The sequence below is a fragment of the Pseudomonas oplopanacis genome (assembly GCF_057128725.1).
The window spans coordinates 143320-162042 of sequence record NZ_JBSKHV010000006.1 but is presented as its reverse complement, the minus strand read 5'-3'; the positions used below and the strand labels follow the sequence as shown (position 1 = coordinate 162042).

The following is an 18723-nucleotide window of genomic DNA, read 5'->3' as shown; positions in this document are numbered from 1 at the left end:
ATACTGACAGGAGACGGTGATGGCCAAGCAATCGTTCGATGACCTGGCGGCTCTGCGGCGCAATGCCTTGATAGACCTCAGCCTGAATGCCAAGCACACCCAGGAAAACCAGCCGTTTCCGATGAAGCTCAAAACGGCCGATGACTTGTTCGAGTGGCTACGCTCAGACCCTCTGGACAGTAAGCAGATCAAGACCTCCTGGGGGGCGGAGGGGGTGAGCTGCCTGCAGCAATACATCCATGCGGTGTATCAAAAGCTCGAGCCGGGTTACAACGGTCGCAAATTTGATCCGGATGACCTGGAGGAGTGGGACATCGCCAGCAGCTACAGCCCCTGGTCGGCGAGCCAGTTGCTCAAGTGCACACCCGGAGATTACATCACGCCTTTTGTGCGCATTCGCAAAAGCAGTTTGTTCAAAGCCCTTGAGAGTCATCTGAATCAGACTCGCCTGACCACGGATTCGGTGCAACAAGGGGTGCAGGAATACCTGCGCACCTTCGAGGAAACCTGCAACCTGAATGTGCTGACCTGCTACATGGATGGCTCAAACCCGAAGAACAGTCATTACTACTTTGTTGGCCGGGAGCGTGTAACGCCTTATCGCTATTTTTGGCGTAAGGCGGACATAGAGGTTACCGACAACTCAGAAGCCGTAAACCCAACAGCGTGGGGAGAGTGGCAACAGGCGGACATCCCGACCGACGACAGCGTGCTGGACAGTCGACTGGTGTTTTGGGAAGGCCGTTTGTGCATGGTCTGGGTCGAGTGGCGCGCCGGGCTGTTCGACAAGCTTGCTAATGGAACGCTGCAAAAACCTTATGAGCTGGAAATCAAAGTAGCTTTCATTGCGTTGAACGGGCGCTGGTCACCGCCTATCCGCTTGCATCTGGCGCATTTTGACCAGGATGTATCGCAGAGCTGCCGGTTGGTGGCGGTGGTTTTGCGCAATGAGCTGGATACCCGATATCCCGAAGGCCGGTTGGCTGTGCATGTCACCAATGGCAAGTCCGGTACGGACAAATCGGACAAATATGTGGCGATCTACGAAACCCGTGATCCGCTACTGCGCAAACTGCCGGATGAAGGTCCGGTCATGGATTATCTGGCCAATGCGCTGTTTGCTGATCCTCTCACGGTTCAGCGACGGATCGCACCCAGCCAGTTTCCTTCAGTCACCAGCGCCATCGGCACAGGAACATTGGCTGACCACCTTGGCATCAAGGCTTACATTGTTGCTGACGGAAACGACTACAAATTACGTATTCAGGGGTTTTGTGCGCTTAAAGACCCAGGCAAATCAGGGACACAGGAGCAATTCAAGCTGGAGGTGAAACACGGGTCAGAAAACGAAACTCCCATTACCAGCAGCTATTCCAACAACGGAGGCTGGTCGACGGATTGGCTGGAAGTGAAGAGGGCTTCTTTTGCCAAATACACGATTACTTGCACATTGGCCGGCGCCTCTGGGGACAGAACCGTTGTTATTGAGGTCCCCGCAACACTGCCTGCCCAGGGCTCTCTGCCGTTCATCCACAAACCTGCAGCAGGAGCGCCGGATAAAGGCGCGCAGTTTCTGGGTTTCAACCAACCTGTCCCTTTCAAACTCAAGTACGTTCGGCTGAACACGCTGATCGGCGCCGATCTGGTGTTTCGCTCCAATGTATCGATGGGCGCGGTGCTCGACTGGTCCACCCAGTTCCCGGACGTGCCGCCGCTTCCTCAGGGGACTGAGCCCAACGGTCCGTTCGACAGCAGCAACGGATTGTTTTTCTGGGAGCTGTTCTTCCATTTGCCGCATCTGGTGGCGTCTCGCTTGCGCGATGAGCATCGTTTTCTCGAAGCTCAGCAATGGTTTCATTATCTGTTCGACCCTCAGGCGCCCGCCGAAACAGCCGATGGCCCTGTCGGTGCGAAGATTGCTTACTGGCGATGCCGGCCATTGGCAGTAAAAGAAAGCACGATTGAATACGAAGCCTTTGCCCCCACCGACCCGGACGCGATTGCTTACTCATCGCCTCGGCATTATCAAATCGTGATTTTTCTCGACTATGTGCACAACATTATTGCCTGGGGCGATTCGCTGTACCGGCAGTTGACTCGCGACAGCCTGGTGGCCGCCAAGCTGCAGTATGTGCGCGCCCTGTCCCTGATGGGACAAGCGCCCGACGGTCGAACCCGCAACGATTGGACACCCCGGCAGTTGATGGATCTGGTGGCTGAAGTCGACGCTCGATCGGCACTGGCAGACTTTGAAAAAACGCTGTTGCTGGAGGCGGACCAGTTACCGGTAACGACTGCCCGTTTCATCCATCCAGGGGTATTCGGTACGACCTCCTTCAAATTGCCCGTGAGCCCGCGGTTGCGCGAGTCTTACGACCTGCCGGCCAAACGCATCTACAACCTGCGCAATAACCTGACCATCGACGGCAAGGAATTATCGATTCCACTGTTCAGTGCCATGGACCCCAGCGCCTTGTTGAACCATCTGGCGGCGGGCGGTAAAGGCACTGCACGACCGATGGGGGGCCAATTGCGGGTGGCCGCGTTTCGTTGGCGAGTGTTGTTCGACGTGGCGATACGTTCCGTGCAGTTGCTGCAAGATTTCGGGAGTGAGGTGCTGCGTCTGCTCGAGCAACAGGATCGTGTTGAACTGGAAGAAATGCAGCAGCGGCATCTGGGCGAACTGGGAGACTTTGCCCGTCAGGCGCAAGAAGAATTCCTGGAGCAACAGCGCGAAAACCTGAAAGCATTGCAAAGCAGCCGGACCATGGCCGAGGAGCGTCAGGAGCATTTCAGCCGCCTGCACACCGGCAATATTTCCGACGACGAATACAAAGTCATGAAGGAAATCGACGCGGCTAATACGCTGGCAAGTGTTTCGACCGGGTTCAGGGTCGCCGGGGCTGTCATTGCGGCATTTCCCAACGTTTTCGGGCTTGCGAATGGCGGCTACCGACTAGATGCGTTGCCCGAGGCGGTAGCGTTTGGTTTACAGATTGGCGCGGAGTCCGCGCGCTATCGAGCCGAAAAAACCGAAAGGTCCGAAAACTATCGTCGTCGCCAGCAGGAATGGGGGCTGGCAAGGGACCAGGCCAGCGCTGAAATGAACGCCATCGATGCACAAATCATCGCCCAGAGGCGCGCTATCGCTTCGGCCCAGGCCAGTCTGGATCAAACCGTCAAGGCCAACGCCCAGGCACTCAGCCAGTTTGATTTCCTGAAAACACGGGCGACTAACCTGGAGTTGTATCGCTGGTCGATCGGTCAGCTCAAGACTTTGCATTTCCAGGCCTACGACGCCGCCGTGACGTTGTGCCTGACGGCACAGACGGCTCTTCAGGCCGAAACCTGTGAATTCACTTCAAGCACTATCCGGCCGGATGTCTGGCTCGACCAGCGTCACGGCTTGATGGCCGGCGCTTCCTTGCGCGCGGATTTGTTGCGCATGGAGTCGGAACATCTGCAGCGCTATGAGCGGCGCCTGGAGCTGGTCAAGACTATTTCCCTGCGCCGGTTGTTCGACGACGTCACCACTGGGCAGACGGGGTCCGACAGCTGGGATGAAGCCTTCGGCGAGTTGCAAGAGACCGGCATCCTGAACTTCGAGCTGACCCAGCTACTGTTCGATCGTGACTACCCCGACCATTACTGTCGGCAAATCAGTGCCGTCGAAGTGACGCTACCGGTACTCAAACCTCATTACGAGGATGCCAAGGCCACGCTGTTGCAAGTGGGCAGCTACACGGCCACGCAGCCGTCGTTCCAGTCGCTGGATTACTTGTACGGTTCCAGTGAGGTGGCGCCCGCGGATGTTCTGATCAACTTGAGCAGCGGCCAACGCGTCGCCTTGTCTGTCGGGCTGGACGACAACGGCATGGTCGCCTTCAAGCCTGATGAAAGCTTGCTCAATCCGTTCGAAAACACCGGCGCCGTGTCGCGATGGAAGCTGACGTTTCCCTGGCCGAAGCGAACCCGCCAGGCCGCCATGCTGGCCTCGATGACCGACATCCTGGTCAAGGTCATCTACACCGCCAAAGTCGGCGAAGCCGCGTTTGCCAAAGAAGTTGAAAAGTGGGTGATCAAGGCTGATCCGAAGCCTGAGCCTGAGCCCGAGCCAGAGGTCAAGCCATCATGAAAAAGCTGCCTGATAACACGAACAAGAACCTGGTACTTAATGGGGATTTTCAGAAGGCCTACGATGATTGGGAAGATCTCAACAATCCCCAAGGCTTTCAGGTGAAAGGAGACACTTGGGAGGGAGAGCCCATCAGGTATGCGGAGCTCAAAAACGAGGCATCGGTTTTTCAAACTATGAAAGTTGCGGTCGAGCCAGTCGCAGGGGCGCGTTATCACCTGCGTTTTCTTTACCAAAACACTCACAAGACAGCGCCAGGTAAAGTATTGATCGGCAAAAAAGGCGCCGGCGATGTCGAAAAGTTGAGCATCGATTTGCCTTCCACAGGAGGGAGCACCAGCGCGGAGCCCATGGCGGTCGACCTTCACGAGTTGGCGCGTCACCTGCCGCTCGACCTCGCCCTTCATAAGGGTGACGATCTCGACATTACTCTGATCAGTCCGAAAAGAACGCCCGACGACAATTCCACTGCGGACATACGGCTGACGCGCATCGAGCTTCATGTGGAACTGGTGCCGCTGCAATTGCTGGGATTGTTTCATGACAACCAGCGCTTTGACGCTGGCCAGGTACTTCATCTGTGTCTGGGGGCTGAAAAGGAACAAAGGCATCAATTGAAATTTGAAGTTCTCCCGGACAGCGAATGGGCGGGCACCGACGCTTTGCTATGGTCCGAGGACAACCCGCAAGAGGCAATAATCACATCGCCCGACCTTGGGGTTAACCAGTCGATCGAGCTGCCGTGGTTGCTCGATTGCCCTGTGTTGGAAGGTGAAGCGCCTTATCTGTTCGATCTGAATATCTACAGCCACTACACCGCAGAGCCTTACCCTGTTGCGGTATCGCTGGGGCATCATCGGCTGACGCTGAACGTGCTCAAAGGCGCCACTTTTTGGCCGGTTCTGGAGTATGGCCAGACGCTGCCATTTCAAGTTCAAGTGTTGTCGCACTACACCGGCCTACCGGTGGCGGGTGTGGAGGTGAGCTGGCACTTAGGTGAAGACCTGCTGCATAGCGGCATCTCCGATGGCGAAGGGAAAGCGGGTTTTGACTACATCCCCGGCGTTGATGGGTTGCAGATCATTGATGTCTCGGTACCAAGTCCTTACTACAACGATCCTGTCGTGCGGGAGTCGCTTGACGTCCTTGTGCTGAGGGACGATCCATTGAAAGCGGTAAAGGTCCGGTTCGAGCGTATGGAGGCCACTGCCTGGGGCGAAAAAACCGGGTATCCCGACCGTGGCAGTAGCTACGCATTCAGCTTGATTTTCCCTGCAGGCAGCCCGTTGTTGGGGGCGAAAATCGCCGTGGGGTGGCGCGAGGGAGGGTACGATCCTGAAGATCTGGACGTGCGTTCGGTGCCTGGCTTTGGTGAATTGGCGCAGGTCACGGGCGACGAGCTTGAATGGACGCTCGTCTGCGGCGATGTGCTGGATGCACCCTTTGGCTTGTTTCTTTCCTGCCCGATGTTGCAGCGCGAGTCGCGTGATAACGCCATGTCACTGGCGCGTAACAACCTCAAGATCGGCGAAGTGCGCGAGGCCAATAAATCACCGGCGGTGGATGAGGGCGATAGCGTGTACTGCATGGTGCAGGTGCTGACGCTCAACAATGAACCGGCACTCAATGTTCAGGTGGATTGGGTCTTGTCTCATGGCACCTTCACCTCCTACACCGGCGTCGGAGGTTGGGCTAGCGCCTTCGATAAACCGACGGTCGCCGGCCCGTACGCGATGGTGGCGCAGATCAAGGTAAGGGAAGGCGCGCCCCCGCTGTCGCATTCATTCCCGATTGTTGCGTTGGCCACCAGTGAGTGGAAGGACGACATCGATTTCGTGTTTGATCAAACAATCATCGACAGCCAAGGGATGGGCATTTTGTGCTGGCGTGGCGGATCCCATACCTTCTCGATTGTCCCGAAACACTCGGGCAGCCCGTTCATTGGTCAGATGATCTCCCTGAATTGGCGCAATGGGGTAGAGCCGGACCTTGGGCTGGTTTTCAGTCCACCCTTTGGGAGCAAGGTGTTGCTGACCCAAGAGGGGGTGCAATGGTCAATCACCTCCGGCAACGCACGAAGTGGCATTTTTGAGCTGGAGGTTGAAAGCGACTATTTGCCGCGCAAACGGGAGCTGACCGGTCGTTTGATGGCCACGCAATTTGATGATGAGGTCACGCTGGTGTTCGATCAGATGACTTCGCCGATTGGTCGCAGTGATCTGCATCCGTGCATTGGGGCGATTCACCAATTGACCCTGTTGCCGCATGCGTTCAGTCCGTTGCAGGGGGTTGAGGTGCTTTGGGGCAACTCACCCACCGCGCCATTACCGGAAAATATAGAAATCACTCCAGGCCTTCGATCGTCCGTACCCATCACCGCAGGTGGTGTGCGATACACGTTTGACTGTTCAGCGAGTTCGGGAAAGACACCGCTTTCAATTTCCTACAGTTTGAGAAAGCTCCAGTTCAGAACCTCCGACCAACTTTTTAAACTGGACCATAACAAACTGAAGCTCGGTGCCGTACGTCAAGCGGCAATTGACCCTGTGCTGAGTAATGCTGAACGCGCCTGGTTGCAGATTCAGTACCTGTCATGGTTCACCGACTTGCCCGTCCCGGGAATGCCCGTGCAGTGGAGCGATGCGAAATCGCAACTGGCCCGATCCGAGACGGATGCCGAGGGTTGGGCGGGTCATGACTATGAACCGCTGGTGCCTGGGCCAAACACGGTCAACGCGCAGGTGGTTAATCTCTATGACGGCAGTTCTGCCGGTGACGACTTCGAGGTCTTGGCCCTCGATTCCGATCCCTGGCTGGGCCTTGGCGTCAAGACGATTGACACACCTGACGCTCATGCCTGGGCCGAGAAGACATTTTTCCCCCGGCGTAGCGGACAGTTCGATTTTGTTTTATCGGCGAACGAAGACAGCTATCTGCACGGTCGGGATCTGGCGCTTGGGATCACGGGAGCGGGGCCGGGTGAGCTGGGGTTGTCGATGGGCCCGGTTACGTTCGGACAATGGCGGACGCTGGTTGACGAGTTGCCCTGCACGCTGACCGCCGGTGACGAGAAGGATGGAGGTTTTTCCTTGCAGTGGGCGGCCTCGCGATTGCTGGCACGGTCACCTCGCAATGCGGTGTCACTGGGGGCGGGGACCAGAGCGATCAAAATGTCCGCCATCAACAGCAGCATGCAGGTTATTGACTGGGGCTCGATGGTTGAGTGCCAGGTAACCATTCGATCGGCCTTATCAGGCAAGCCTGTCGTCGGGATGGTGGTTGAATGGGACGGGCCGGAACTGGAACGGGTATCAACAGTGACCAATTTCTATGGCGTGGCGAGCGTGCGTTTTATGCCTGCATTTACCGGTTTGGGGCAAGTGACGGCTACGGCTGGTGATAACACGTTGTCGCTGAGTTATAGGGTCAACGAACCTCGAGAGATTCTTGAAATAACCAGCCCGGATTTGGTCGGCTATCCAGGTGAGGAAGTTGGCGCACAGGTTACTGTGGTCGGCGCTGGCGGCAAGGTACTCAGCGATGTTGAAGTCATGTGGCGATTTCAAGGTGTGGAGCTGACGCCGACAATGACGGGAACAGACGGTAAGGCAATCATTCGCTTTAAATTACCCTTCATTCAAGGCGACGGAGCGTTGACCGCTTCTGTCAGGGGCGGTGAAGAGGGATGGGTAGCGGAGCGTCTGGTGTTTACGGTGCTGGAAGATGAATGGGTTGTTGGAGACGTTAGCTCTGACTCCTCTGATGTTTACCTGGGCGAGTCAATGACCGCCGAAGCGAAGGTGGTGACTCGCCAACACGGAATCGCCGTGGGTGATGCCGAGGTGTCATGGCGGTTTCCGTTGCTGGAATTGTTACCCTCACATACTGATGCTCAGGGAGTTGCCACTATCGAACTCAAGCCTGTTCAGTTGGGTCAGCATGATTTAATCGCCAGCGTCGATAACGGGACTCCGAGTTCTAAAGGCCTCGTTGTAAAAGTACTTGATCCGGCTACGTCACCGAAGCACGCGACGATTAAAAGTGTTGTGGCATCCAGAGACTCAATTACTCCACGGGAAACCGTGGTGTTTACAGCCGTGATCGTTTCCACCGTCACTCAAGAACCGATGCCAGGCAGAGAGGTGTTTTTGTCTCTGAACGAGGGGGAATATATTCCTGTTGTCACTGACATTAGAGGGGAAGTGTCTCGGATTGTGGGGGGCGGGGGGGGGGGGGCAAGTGACGGGATATGTCAGTTTTTATATCGAAGTCAAAAACCCGGGTGGCACAACGCAGATACGCGGGAAGACAGTTGCCGTTGATCTGAACAAACCCGGTGACGCGCTTGGTAGTAATGGTTGAAAGACGAGGCCGCGCTGGGTGTTGGGTTGCAAAGTGCCTCTAAAAAACCCCGGCCTTCTTCCAGCTCAAATACCGCGTCACTAACTCGGCCCCCAGCTCTTGGGGCCGAGCATCCACCACTGGAACTCCATGAGCACTCAACCGCTCATGGAGCTCCGCCCGAGCATTCAGGTAATCCACCGTCCCGCAATACGCCAGCGCCTCCGGCAAGGTTTGCACCGGCGCGTGCCGCAAATGGTCGAGCAAGTCTTCGCGCAGACTCGCCACCAGCACCCGATGCTGTTTGCTCAGGCGTTTGACCGCGGTCAGCAGTTCTTCATCGTCTTCATCGCGCAGGTTGGTGACCAGCACCACCAGGGCCCGGCGTTTCTGTCGGGCCAGCAACTGAGTGGCGGCTGCCTGGTAATCGGCGGGGCGTTGGGTGCTGTCGAGGTCGTAGACGCTGTTGAGCAAGATGTTCAGTTGGCCAATGCCTTTGACCGGGGCCAGATAATGCGCGCGGTCGCTGGCGAACGTGCTCAGGCCCACCGCATCGCCCTGGCGCAGGGCGATGTAGCTGAGTAGCAGGCAGGCATTCAGGGCGTGATCGAAATGCGCGAGTTCGCCATCCTGGCTGCGCATGTGTCGGCCGCAGTCGAGCATGAAAATAATCTGTTGATCTCGCTCGTCCTGATACTCACGGGCGATGGGCGTGCGTTGGCGGGCGGTGGCTTTCCAGTCGATCTGGCGCAGGCTGTCGCCTTCACGGAATTCTCTCAGTTGATGAAATTCGAGGCCCAGACCACGTCGTTGTTTTTGGCGTACGCCGAGCTGGCTGATCCAGTTGTCTACCGCCAGCAATTCACCGCCATAGAGGCGAGCGAAGTCGGGGTAGACGCGGGTGGAGTCGACCGCGTTCAGCAGGCGTTTGTCTGACCATAATCCGAGCGGGCTGGGCAGGCTGATTTCGCAGTGTTCGAAGCTGAAGTGGCCGCGTTTGAGCGGGCGCAGCCGATAGCCAATCTGGCTCTGCAGACCGGGTTGCAGTTCGACGGACAGGGGCAGGTTTTCGAAACTCAGCCCCGGTGGTACATGGTCGAAAAGGCTTACGTTCAAAGGTTGAGCAAACGCATGTTCAACGTCCAGTCGCACTTCACTCCAGCGACCCAATGCCAGGCTGCCGGGCATGTGTCGGCGCAGGCGCGGTGAGGGCAGGCGTCTGAGGCGAATGGCGTCGAGCACGGCCAGCGCGAACAGGGCCAGCAGCAGTCCCCAGTTGATCGACAACAGGGTCGATGGGACCGTGATTTCCAGTGCCCGCAACGCACCCAGCACGATGCCGATGACCAGCAGGGTCGCGAGCCAGATCAACAGCAGACGAGAAGGCTTCATCGCAACACAGTTCCTGTGGCGAGGGAGCTTGCTCGCGCTCCAGTGCGCAGCGCTGGCAAGCTCTTCGCCCTGTCAGAAATGTTGGGACTGCTGCGCAGCCCGGCGGGAGCAAGCTCCCTCGCCACAGGGGGGGTACGTATGAGCTTTTTCACAGGCGCGGCGCCGGTACTTGATCGAGCACTTGCTTGAGCACCTGATCGACGTCCAGCCCTTCGATGTCGAGTTCCGGCGCGATCCGTACGCGATGGCGCAGTACCGCCAAAGCGCAGCCTTTGATGTCATCCGGAATCACGAACTCGCCGCCGCGCAGCAAGGCACGGGCTCGGGCGCAGCGCACCAGTGCGATGGACGCCCGAGGGCCGGCGCCGAGGATCAAGCCGGGCCAGGTGCGGGTCGCTCGGGCCAGGCGCACGGCGTAATCCAGAACCTGATCGTCCAGTGGCAAGTCGCTGGCAATGCGCTGCAAGGCTGACACGTCTTTGGCTTGCAACAGGGTGCGCAGCGGTTGCACGTCGAGCATGTCGGCGCGGGTCGAGCGGCTGACCTGGCGGACCATGTTCAGCTCTTGCTCGGCGTCGGGGTAGTCCATGCGCACTTTGAGCATGAAGCGGTCGAGCTCGGCTTCAGGCAATGGGTAAGTGCCTTCCTGCTCGATGGGGTTTTGCGTGGCGAGCACCATGAACGGTTGCGCGATGGGCAGGGCGCGGCCTTCGAGGGTGACCTGGCGTTCCTGCATGGCTTCGAGCAGGGCGGCCTGGGTTTTTGCCGGGGCGCGGTTGATCTCGTCGGCCAGCAGCAGGTTGGTGAACAGCGGACCTTTGCGCAGTTTGAACTGCTCGGTGTTCAAGTCGTAGACGGCGTGCCCGGTGACGTCGCTGGGCATCAGGTCGGGGGTGAACTGGATGCGGGCGAACTCACCGCCGAAACACTTGGCGAGGGCACGCACCAGCAAGGTCTTGCCCAACCCCGGCACGCCTTCGAGCAGCACATGACCGCCGGCGATCAGCGCCGTCAGCACGTCGTCGATAACGCTGTTCTGACCAATCACGGCTTTCTGCAATTCGCCGCGCACGGCCTGGGCCAATTGACTGGCACGCTGGCGTTGCTGGGCGACGTGAGTCGGCGAGCCGGGCTCGATCTGTTCACTCATAGCGTGTTCCTCAAGGTTTGCAGGTGGGCGACCTGACGGCTGAATTCGGCACTGGACAGCCGCTGTTTCGGTCGCGGGCTCATGGCCTGGCTGATTGCGCGTGTGGGTTGGCCGGTCAGGCGTGCGAGCACCAACCATTGCTCGGCGACGCCGAGTTGTTCGAAACCGGGATGACGGCGCCGCACACGGCGCAGGATGTCTTGTTGCAAGGCTTGCAACAGGTGCTGCTGACCCTGGCGGCGCACTATGAAATCGGCGCTGGCGCGCAGGTGTTCCTGGAGTTGGCGACGGCCTTTCGAGGCGGGTTCCAGCAGCGGACCCTGGCGCACGCCAACGTGCCAGAAAGCCAATCCGATCAGCGCAATCAAAGCCACCAGCGCCTGTGGGAAATAACGCCACAACAAGGTCAGCAAGCTGTCGTGATCGGTGTTGAACAACAACGTCACGCTTGTGTCTGCCGTCAAATACCAGAGCAGCCAGGCGTTGTCGTACTGGTCGATGGCGGGGGTTTTCCACAGGTCGGCGTCGGTGACCACGGTGATCGACCCGAGCCCATGGTTGAGCTGCATCATGTGCGTGGCCTTGCCGCTGTTGGCCCAGGCTTGCGCGAGATTCTTCGGGTCTTCAAGGTGGAACGCCGTGTCGAAGCTGGCGTAGGCCGGTGCGTCTTCATCTTCCAGATAGAGCTTGGTCAGTTTGGGATAGGGATCATCCGGGATGCCGGGTGGCGCCTCCTTGAGGTCCTTGCTCAGGGTCTGGTGCAACTGCACCCGATCGAGCAGCAGGTCGTTGCTCTGGCCGGTCTTTTCATCCCACAACGACTGGGCGACAAACAACAAGCGGCCACCGGCCCGCGTCCAGTTCATCACCTGATCTATCTGGCGTGGGGTCATGTTGTAGCGGTCACCCAGCAATAGCAGGCTGTGCTGACGAGGATCGAGGGTGGGTAACACGTCGATGCCGTTGGCATGGCTGACGGTCAGGCCCTGCTTGCGTAAAAAGTGTTCGGCGGCGAGGTAGGGATTGGCCTGTGCTTCAGGGGATGGGCCGTGATCGATTTCCGTCTGGTAGGGCGTGGCTTTCAGGTACAGGTAAATACCCAGTGCGCCGACCAGCAAGGCGATGACCATGCCGACAAACAACCCTGAACGCCGGCTCAATGGGCGGCTCCCGGGCCGAACAACGTGCGCCAGCCGTCACACAGTTCCTGTTGTGAATGCGCGGGTGGCAGGCGATGACCGTAAGCCATGTTTTGCCAGTGGCCGGTCAGGGTTTTACTAAAGGCCAGCAACGCCGGTTGTTGCAGTTGTTCGACTCGCTGGAGTACTTCGCCTTCGGTGTCGGCGGTTTTCAGCGCCATGTGGTGGTCGTGCAGCAAGTGGCTGAGCAAGGCACGATAAAGCAGGCCAAGGGCTGCGCGCGGGTCGGTTTGCCAGAGGCTTTCGGCACTGGTGGCAATGTCGTCAGGCAGGGTTTCGCGGTTGAGGTCCAGGCCAAAAGCCTGCTGCGGAATCGGACGGGCGACTTTGCTTTTCAATGAAGGGCGACGGCTGACGAACGCCTGAAACCAGTCTCGGTAACGCCAGACCAACAAACCGACGCCACCGATCACCGCGCCCCATAACAGCACTTCGATCAGGGTGGCGAGGAAGCCGAATCGCTGACTGTCGAGCAGGGCCAATAAAGCCTTCAGCCATTCGGGCGTCTTGCGGTCGTCCGGGGTTTTTGTCTCGGGTTTTTCTTCGCCAAACCGATAGCGGGTCACCGTTTCCTTGTTCTTGAACGGTGGCTGTTCGAGGAGGGCCTTGATGCTGTCTTTTGATGCCTGGCTGGTCAGCGGTTGATCGAGCAGGCGAGGGCTGTCCGGTGTGATGACGGGCTCGGCGGCCCAGACGTGTTGTGGGCCCGGCACCCACAGGATGGCCGCCAGCAACAGGGGAAGGGCGGTTGTGCTGAGGCGTTGGCGCAATCGCCGGAACACCAGTTCGATGTCCCACGCCTCCAGCACCGTGCGGCGGTTCAGGTAAAGACTGAAGCCACAGGCCACATAGATCGGCTCCCAAATCATCAGCACCAACACATAAAAAGCGTTGATGAGATGTTCCAGCCATCGCCAGTCCTGCACGGCGGCGGTGATCAAGGTCTGCCAGCTCCAGTCGAGTTCGATCTGCTGCGGCAGGAGCAGGTAGAACAACACCATCAAGCCAATCCACAGCGCGCTCTCCAGGTGCACGCCGATAATCGTCAGCCATTGTGCGGCACCGGCGTTGCGCTGCAGCAGTACCTGCAAGCGCTGTTCGCGCGCGTGATCGTGGAGGCCTTCGAGTTGCACCACCGGCATCACAAAACTACGGCTCAGGCTCAGGCGGCGCCAGGTCAGGCTGGCCAGCAGTTGCGGCTTGAGCAGGCGCGGCCATTCGCGCAGCGCCTGTTTTAACGTTGGTGTTTCGCCGAACAGGCTTTTGGACAGGATGAACAACGGCAAGCGATCGAACGCCGGTTTGAGCCACCAGAAGATGAACACGGCGAGGGTCGGCGAATCCCAGAAGATTGCCGTGAGCAGGGCGAAGATCGGCAAGGTGACGATGGCCCAGCTGGTCATCAGCAGACGTCGATGGCGCTGGCTCATCAGCACACCCAGGTCCATGGCTTCCCAGGTGCTGCGCGGACGGATCACAACCGTGGCGTCACTCAGGCGCATGGCGAGTCCGTCCGGCAAACAGCAGATACGTTGCCACCAACGCCCAGAGTGCAGCGCCGACCAGGTATTTGGTCATGGGCTCCGGTGCTGTCATCGATGACCAGTACGCTTCGATGAACGCCGCAATCAACAGAAACAACATCACGCCGCAGATCAGCAACACGCTCTTGCGCGCCGCCAGTCGCAACGCTTCGGCGCGGGGCAGGCGACCCGGTGCGATCAAGGCCCAGCCCAGTTTCAGGCCTGCGGCACCGGCCAGGGCGATGGCCGTCAGTTCAAACGCGCCGTGGCCGATCACGAACGACCAGAAGGTTTGCCCATAGCCGACGTGCGTCAGGTGTCCGGCCACCGCGCCGATGATCAAGCCGTTGAACAGCAGGAAAAACGCGCTGCCCAGTCCGAAGAACAACCCGCTGGCAAAGGTCTGAAAGGCGATGCCGATGTTGTGCATGATGTAGTAACCGAACATCACCCAGTCTTCACTGGCGGCGCGTTCCGCCGTGCGTCCCAGATGGCCGGCGACGGGGTCGTACATGCTTTGCATCTCGCTGACCTGCTCGGCCGGGATCAGGTTGTAGACCAGGTCCGGGAACAGGTACACCAGCAGCGCGAAGCTGATCAGGCTGCCAAAAAACATGACGCCGGCGGCCAGCACAAAACGCCATTGTTCACGCACCAATCGCGGGAAGTCGGCCAGGATAAAGCCCAGTACGTTGGCGCCCAGTCGGCTGCGATGCCGATACAGCTGTTGATGCCCACGCAGCACGAGTTGCTGCAAGGAATCGATCAGGAAACTGCTGTAGCCGCGTTCCCGAGCCAGCGCCAGGTGTTGGCATAGCTGCCGGTAGTCCTTGGGAAAACCGGCGATCCGGGACGCGTCTTTGCCGCGCTCCAGTCGATCCAGTGTCAGGGAGAACTGCTCCCACTCGGCCTTGTGGCAGGTTTCGAAAAGGCTTTGCTTCATGCGGGCCCCAACAAGCCGCGTGCGATGCCGTTGAGTGCGACCACCGCGTGCGGCGCCGGGACCTGCAACGGTTGAGCAAGGATCGACGCCAGTTCGTGGGCCCGTGCCTCGGAGAGTTCACCCTGGCGTTCGGCGAAACCGAGGATGGCGCGTTGTTCGGTCAGGGTCAGGGCAAAGGCCGGGCGCAGGGGCGTGGCTTCGGGCAGTTGCGGTCGGGTCAGCGGTTGCTCGCGGTAGATCACCAGCGTGCCGGCGGCGAGGTCGCCGAGGCGTTTGAAGGTCGGGTGTTGCAGGCAGCTGATGGCCCCGAGGAAGTAGCCGAACGGCAACAGGTCGACGAAGCGCAGCAGGTTGCGCAGCAGCGAAGCGGACCAGCCGATCGGTGTGCCGTCGTCCTGCACCACGCGCAAGCCCATCCACTGTTTGCCTGGCGAGCGGCCCTGATTGAGCACTTCGAACAGCACCATGTACCACCAGCTCACCCCGAACAGCAGGATCGAGCCCAGCCCGGCGCCCAGCTTTCCGAGAAACGCCAGGATGATAAACAACAGAGCGAGGATCAGCCCGCGTATGCCCAGGTCAATGGCGAACGCCAGCGCACGGACCATCAACCCGGCCGGGCGCAGTGGCAAGTCGATGCCTTCGGGCGTTTCGACTTGATGCCGCGTATCCAGTGGCGGGGACAGCGTCGCTTTCCTTGGCAGTGCTGTGGTCTCGAGCATGGGCAACCTTATGTGGCCTGTTCGGGATTCGATGTCTACCCGATGCTAGCAGCCTCTCGGGGGAAAACGACATAACTATGTATTGCACGGTGAGTGGCCAGAGGTGATTGAATGACAGATTACTGGCCGGGGCGGGATGTGAACGCCTAGACTTTGCCGATCTTCAGTTCAGGAACAGCCCGTGACCTCGATCTTCTGGTACGACTATGAAACCACTGGCATCAACCCCCGTTGCGACCGCCCGCTGCAAGTGGCGGGGATTCGCACCGACTTCGATCTCAATGAAATAGACGAGCCGGTCAACCTTTACTGCCAGCCCAGTGAGGACATCCTGCCGCATCCGGCGGCGTGCGCCATTACCGGAATCACACCCGGTAAACTGGCTGAACAGGGCTTGAGCGAAGCGGACTTCATGACCCGGGTGCATGCCCAGTTGGCGGCGCCGGGCACGTGCGGCGCGGGTTACAACACCCTGCGCTTCGATGACGAGATGACCCGTTACAGCCTGTATCGAAACTTTTTCGACCCGTATGCCCGCGAGTGGCAGGGCGGTAACAGCCGCTGGGACCTGATCGATGTGGTACGTGCGGCGTATGCCTTGCGCCCCGACGGGCTCGAGTGGCCGACGGATGACGAGGGGCGAGTGACGCTCAAGCTCGAACGCCTGACCGCCGCCAACCACATTGATCATGGCAATGCCCACGAAGCGCTGTCGGACGTTCGCGCCACCATTGCACTGGCTCGGCTGATTCGTGAAAAACAGCCGAAGTTGTATGACTGGCTGTTCAAGTTGCGCAGTAAACAAAAGGTGATGGACCAGATTCGCCTGTTGCAACCGATGGTGCATATCTCCGGGCGATTCTCGGCGGCGCGCAGTTATGTCGGCGTGGTGCTGCCCCTGGCCTGGCACCCGCGCAACAAGAACGCCTTGATTGTCTGTGACCTGCATCTGGACCCCCAGGGTTTGCTGGATCTGGATGCCGGCACCTTGCGTCAGCGGCTGTACACCCGTCGCGATCAGCTGGCCGAAGGCGAGCTGCCTGTGCCGCTTAAACTTATTCACATCAACAAGTGCCCGGTGGTCGCACCGTTGTCGGTACTTCGACCTGACGATCAGCAACGTCTGGGGCTGGACATGGGGCTTTATCAGGAACGGACGCTGCGGCTAATCGACGCACAACTAGTTTGGCAAGATAAAGTACAGGCGATTTATGCCGGCGAAGATTTCACGCCGAGCCAGGATCCCGAGCAACAGTTATACGATGGTTTTATCGGTGATCGGGACCGACGTCTATGCGAGCAAGTCCGAATCGCGGACCCTGTCCAATTATCACAAGAGCAGTGGCCTTTCGATGACGAACGTTTACCTGAATTATTGTTTCGATATCGCGCACGCAACTTCCCCGACACGTTGAATTTCGAGGAGCAAGAGCGCTGGCGAATGTTCTGTCAGCAGCGTCTGACTTTGCCCGAATGCGGGGCACCCAATACGCTGAATAGTTTTGCCGAAGCCGCGGCCCAATTGAATGAAACTGCTACATCGTTTCAGCGAGAGGTGCTCAATGAATGGCAGAATTATGTCGAAGCATTACGCAAACGTTTGAATCTTTGAAAACGAAAATAAACATGCCTGACTTGCAGGCATAAAAAAACGCCAGCATTCGCTGGCGTTATTTTTTGTCACTTTTTTTCTGTGAGAAGCTATTTGTGACAAGCGCTACGGCTTAGCCCAGCAGGGTAGCCCAGCCTTCAACCACGTCGCCGCCCCACTTGGCTTTCCACTCTTTCAGAGTTTTGTGGTTGCCACCTTTGGTTTCGATGACTTCGCCGTTGTGCGGGTTTTTGTATTGTTTAACTTTGCGAGCACGCTTGGTGCCGGTAGTTTTTACTGCACCGCCGCGTGGCGCTTTGGATTTGGACTCTGGATCCAGCAGCGCGATGATGTCACGCAGGGACTTGGAGTATTCGCCCATCAGGGTGCGCAGTTTGCCTTCGAATTCCAGCTCGGTTTGCAGTTTGTCGTCTTGGGACAGGTTCTTCAAACGGGCTTGCAGCTCTTTGATTGCTTCTTCGGTGGCACGATATTCGTTGATCAAGGACATGAGGACTACCTTATGTTGGAGACTGGATGGCAGGGGGACAGTGCCGCAATAATAGTCAGGCTGTTTCATCAAGTAAACATTTAACCGGCGTTTTAATTAAATTAGTTGTCAGGAATAGGGCGCAAATTGAAGAGCTGATTAAATAGTGTGATGCAGTCAACACAGATCTTCACAAATGGACTCTTGATATCGACTAAAAGATCACCACCGCGCGGGGAACGGGTGCTTTCCTGAGCGGCTGCGCAGACCGTGTGCCGGGCAAGACGTCATCAATACTGCAGTTTTGTTGCGTAATCGCTAGAATGGCGGCCTTTGCGAAGTTCTGGAGTTTCCCCCTCATGCGCACTTTTCGGCTGGTGATTGCTTGCCCGGACCGCGTCGGCATCGTTGCTAAAGTCAGTAACTTTCTGGCGTCACATAACGGCTGGATCACTGAAGCGAGCCATCACTCGGACAACCTCAGTGGCTGGTTCTTCATGCGTCACGAAATTCGTGCCGATTCGCTGCCTTTCGGTATCGAAGCCTTTCGCGAAGCCTTCGCGCCCATAGCCGAAGAGTTCTCGATGAACTGGCGCATCACCGATACCGCGCAGAAAAAACGCGTGGTGTTGATGGCCAGCCGCGAATCCCACTGCCTGGCTGACTTGCTGCACCGCTGGCACAGCGATGAACTGGACTGCGAAATCTCCTGCGTGATTTCCAACCATGACGACTTGCGCAGCATGGTCGAGTGGCACGGCATTCCTTATTACCATGTGCCGGTCAATCCACAGGACAAAGAGCCGGCGTTCGCCGAAGTCTCACGTCTGGTCAAACAGCATGATGCTGAAGTGGTGGTACTTGCCCGTTACATGCAAATCCTGCCGCCGGCGTTGTGCAGCGAGTATGCGCACAAGGTCATCAACATTCACCACAGCTTCCTGCCATCGTTCGTGGGCGCCAAGCCGTATCACCAGGCTTCCCTGCGCGGTGTGAAGTTGATCGGCGCCACCTGCCACTATGTGACCGAAGAGCTGGATGCCGGCCCGATCATCGAGCAGGACGTGGTGCGTGTCAGCCACAGTGACAGCATTGAAGACATGGTGCGTTTCGGCCGCGACGTCGAGAAAATGGTGTTGGCGCGCGGTCTGCGTTATCACCTGGAAGACCGGGTGTTGGTACACGGCAACAAGACTGTCGTGTTCTGATAACAGCGCAATACAGTTGAAATTCGAAG

General features: G+C 58.2%; 11 protein-coding genes. 4 read left to right on the top strand and 7 right to left on the bottom strand.

The features are described from left to right. Positions 1 to 19 precede the first annotated feature (19 nt). A complete protein-coding gene (locus tag ACWKV5_RS14755; protein WP_483841811.1) occupies positions 20 to 4135 on the top strand; it encodes a Tc toxin subunit A-related protein in 4116 nt (1371 codons plus the stop codon). Next, complete coding sequence (locus tag ACWKV5_RS14750) at positions 4132 to 8457, top strand: hypothetical protein (protein WP_483841810.1); 4326 nt, start codon at positions 4132 to 4134, stop codon at positions 8455 to 8457. The genes ACWKV5_RS14755 and ACWKV5_RS14750 overlap by 4 nt, the downstream gene beginning before the upstream one ends. Before the next feature lie 79 nt (positions 8458 to 8536). Here the strand turns inward: ACWKV5_RS14750 and ACWKV5_RS14745 are convergent, their stop codons facing one another. The 6 genes from ACWKV5_RS14745 to ACWKV5_RS14720 all read right to left on the bottom strand — a co-directional run bounded on the left by ACWKV5_RS14745 (position 8537) and on the right by ACWKV5_RS14720 (position 15405). After that, the gene (locus ACWKV5_RS14745; RefSeq protein WP_483841809.1) at positions 8537 to 9868 is read right to left on the bottom strand and encodes a DUF58 domain-containing protein; all 1332 of its coding nucleotides are present in this window, start codon (positions 9866 to 9868) and stop codon (positions 8537 to 8539) included. 148 nt (positions 9869 to 10016) lie between these two features. After that, a complete protein-coding gene (locus tag ACWKV5_RS14740; RefSeq protein ID WP_483841808.1) occupies positions 10017 to 11018 on the bottom strand; it encodes an AAA family ATPase in 1002 nt (333 codons plus the stop codon). Then, entirely contained in the window at positions 11015 to 12178 is a 1164-nt protein-coding gene (locus ACWKV5_RS14735) for a DUF4350 domain-containing protein (protein ID WP_483841807.1), read from the bottom strand. Before ACWKV5_RS14735 ends, ACWKV5_RS14740 begins: the two co-directional genes overlap by 4 nt. Further along, positions 12175 to 13719 (bottom strand): DUF4129 domain-containing protein, encoded by a 1545-nt coding sequence (locus tag ACWKV5_RS14730; protein ID WP_483841806.1) that lies wholly within the window; start codon positions 13717 to 13719, stop codon positions 12175 to 12177. Before ACWKV5_RS14730 ends, ACWKV5_RS14735 begins: the two co-directional genes overlap by 4 nt. Further along, positions 13706 to 14683: a stage II sporulation protein M gene (locus ACWKV5_RS14725; protein WP_483841805.1), complete on the bottom strand. Its 978-nt coding sequence runs from the start codon at positions 14681 to 14683 to the stop codon at positions 13706 to 13708. Before ACWKV5_RS14725 ends, ACWKV5_RS14730 begins: the two co-directional genes overlap by 14 nt. Then, positions 14680 to 15405 (bottom strand): RDD family protein, encoded by a 726-nt coding sequence (locus ACWKV5_RS14720; RefSeq protein ID WP_483841804.1) that lies wholly within the window; start codon positions 15403 to 15405, stop codon positions 14680 to 14682. The genes ACWKV5_RS14725 and ACWKV5_RS14720 overlap by 4 nt, the downstream gene beginning before the upstream one ends. Positions 15406 to 15586: 181 nt before the next feature. On the opposite strand from ACWKV5_RS14720, the gene sbcB reads away from it, so the two are divergent. Then, a complete protein-coding gene (gene sbcB, locus ACWKV5_RS14715) occupies positions 15587 to 17017 on the top strand; it encodes an exodeoxyribonuclease I (RefSeq protein WP_483841803.1) in 1431 nt (476 codons plus the stop codon). A gap of 112 nt (positions 17018 to 17129) precedes the next feature. Here sbcB and mvaT read toward each other — a convergent pair whose 3' ends face one another. Beyond that, positions 17130 to 17507, bottom strand: a complete 378-nt coding sequence (gene mvaT / locus ACWKV5_RS14710) for a histone-like nucleoid-structuring protein MvaT (protein WP_007945872.1) — start codon at positions 17505 to 17507, stop codon at positions 17130 to 17132. Between the two features lie 338 nt (positions 17508 to 17845). Between mvaT and purU the strand changes: the two genes are divergently transcribed. After that, complete coding sequence (purU, locus tag ACWKV5_RS14705) at positions 17846 to 18694, top strand: formyltetrahydrofolate deformylase (protein ID WP_027922916.1); 849 nt, start codon at positions 17846 to 17848, stop codon at positions 18692 to 18694. Positions 18695 to 18723: the final 29 nt, after the last annotated feature.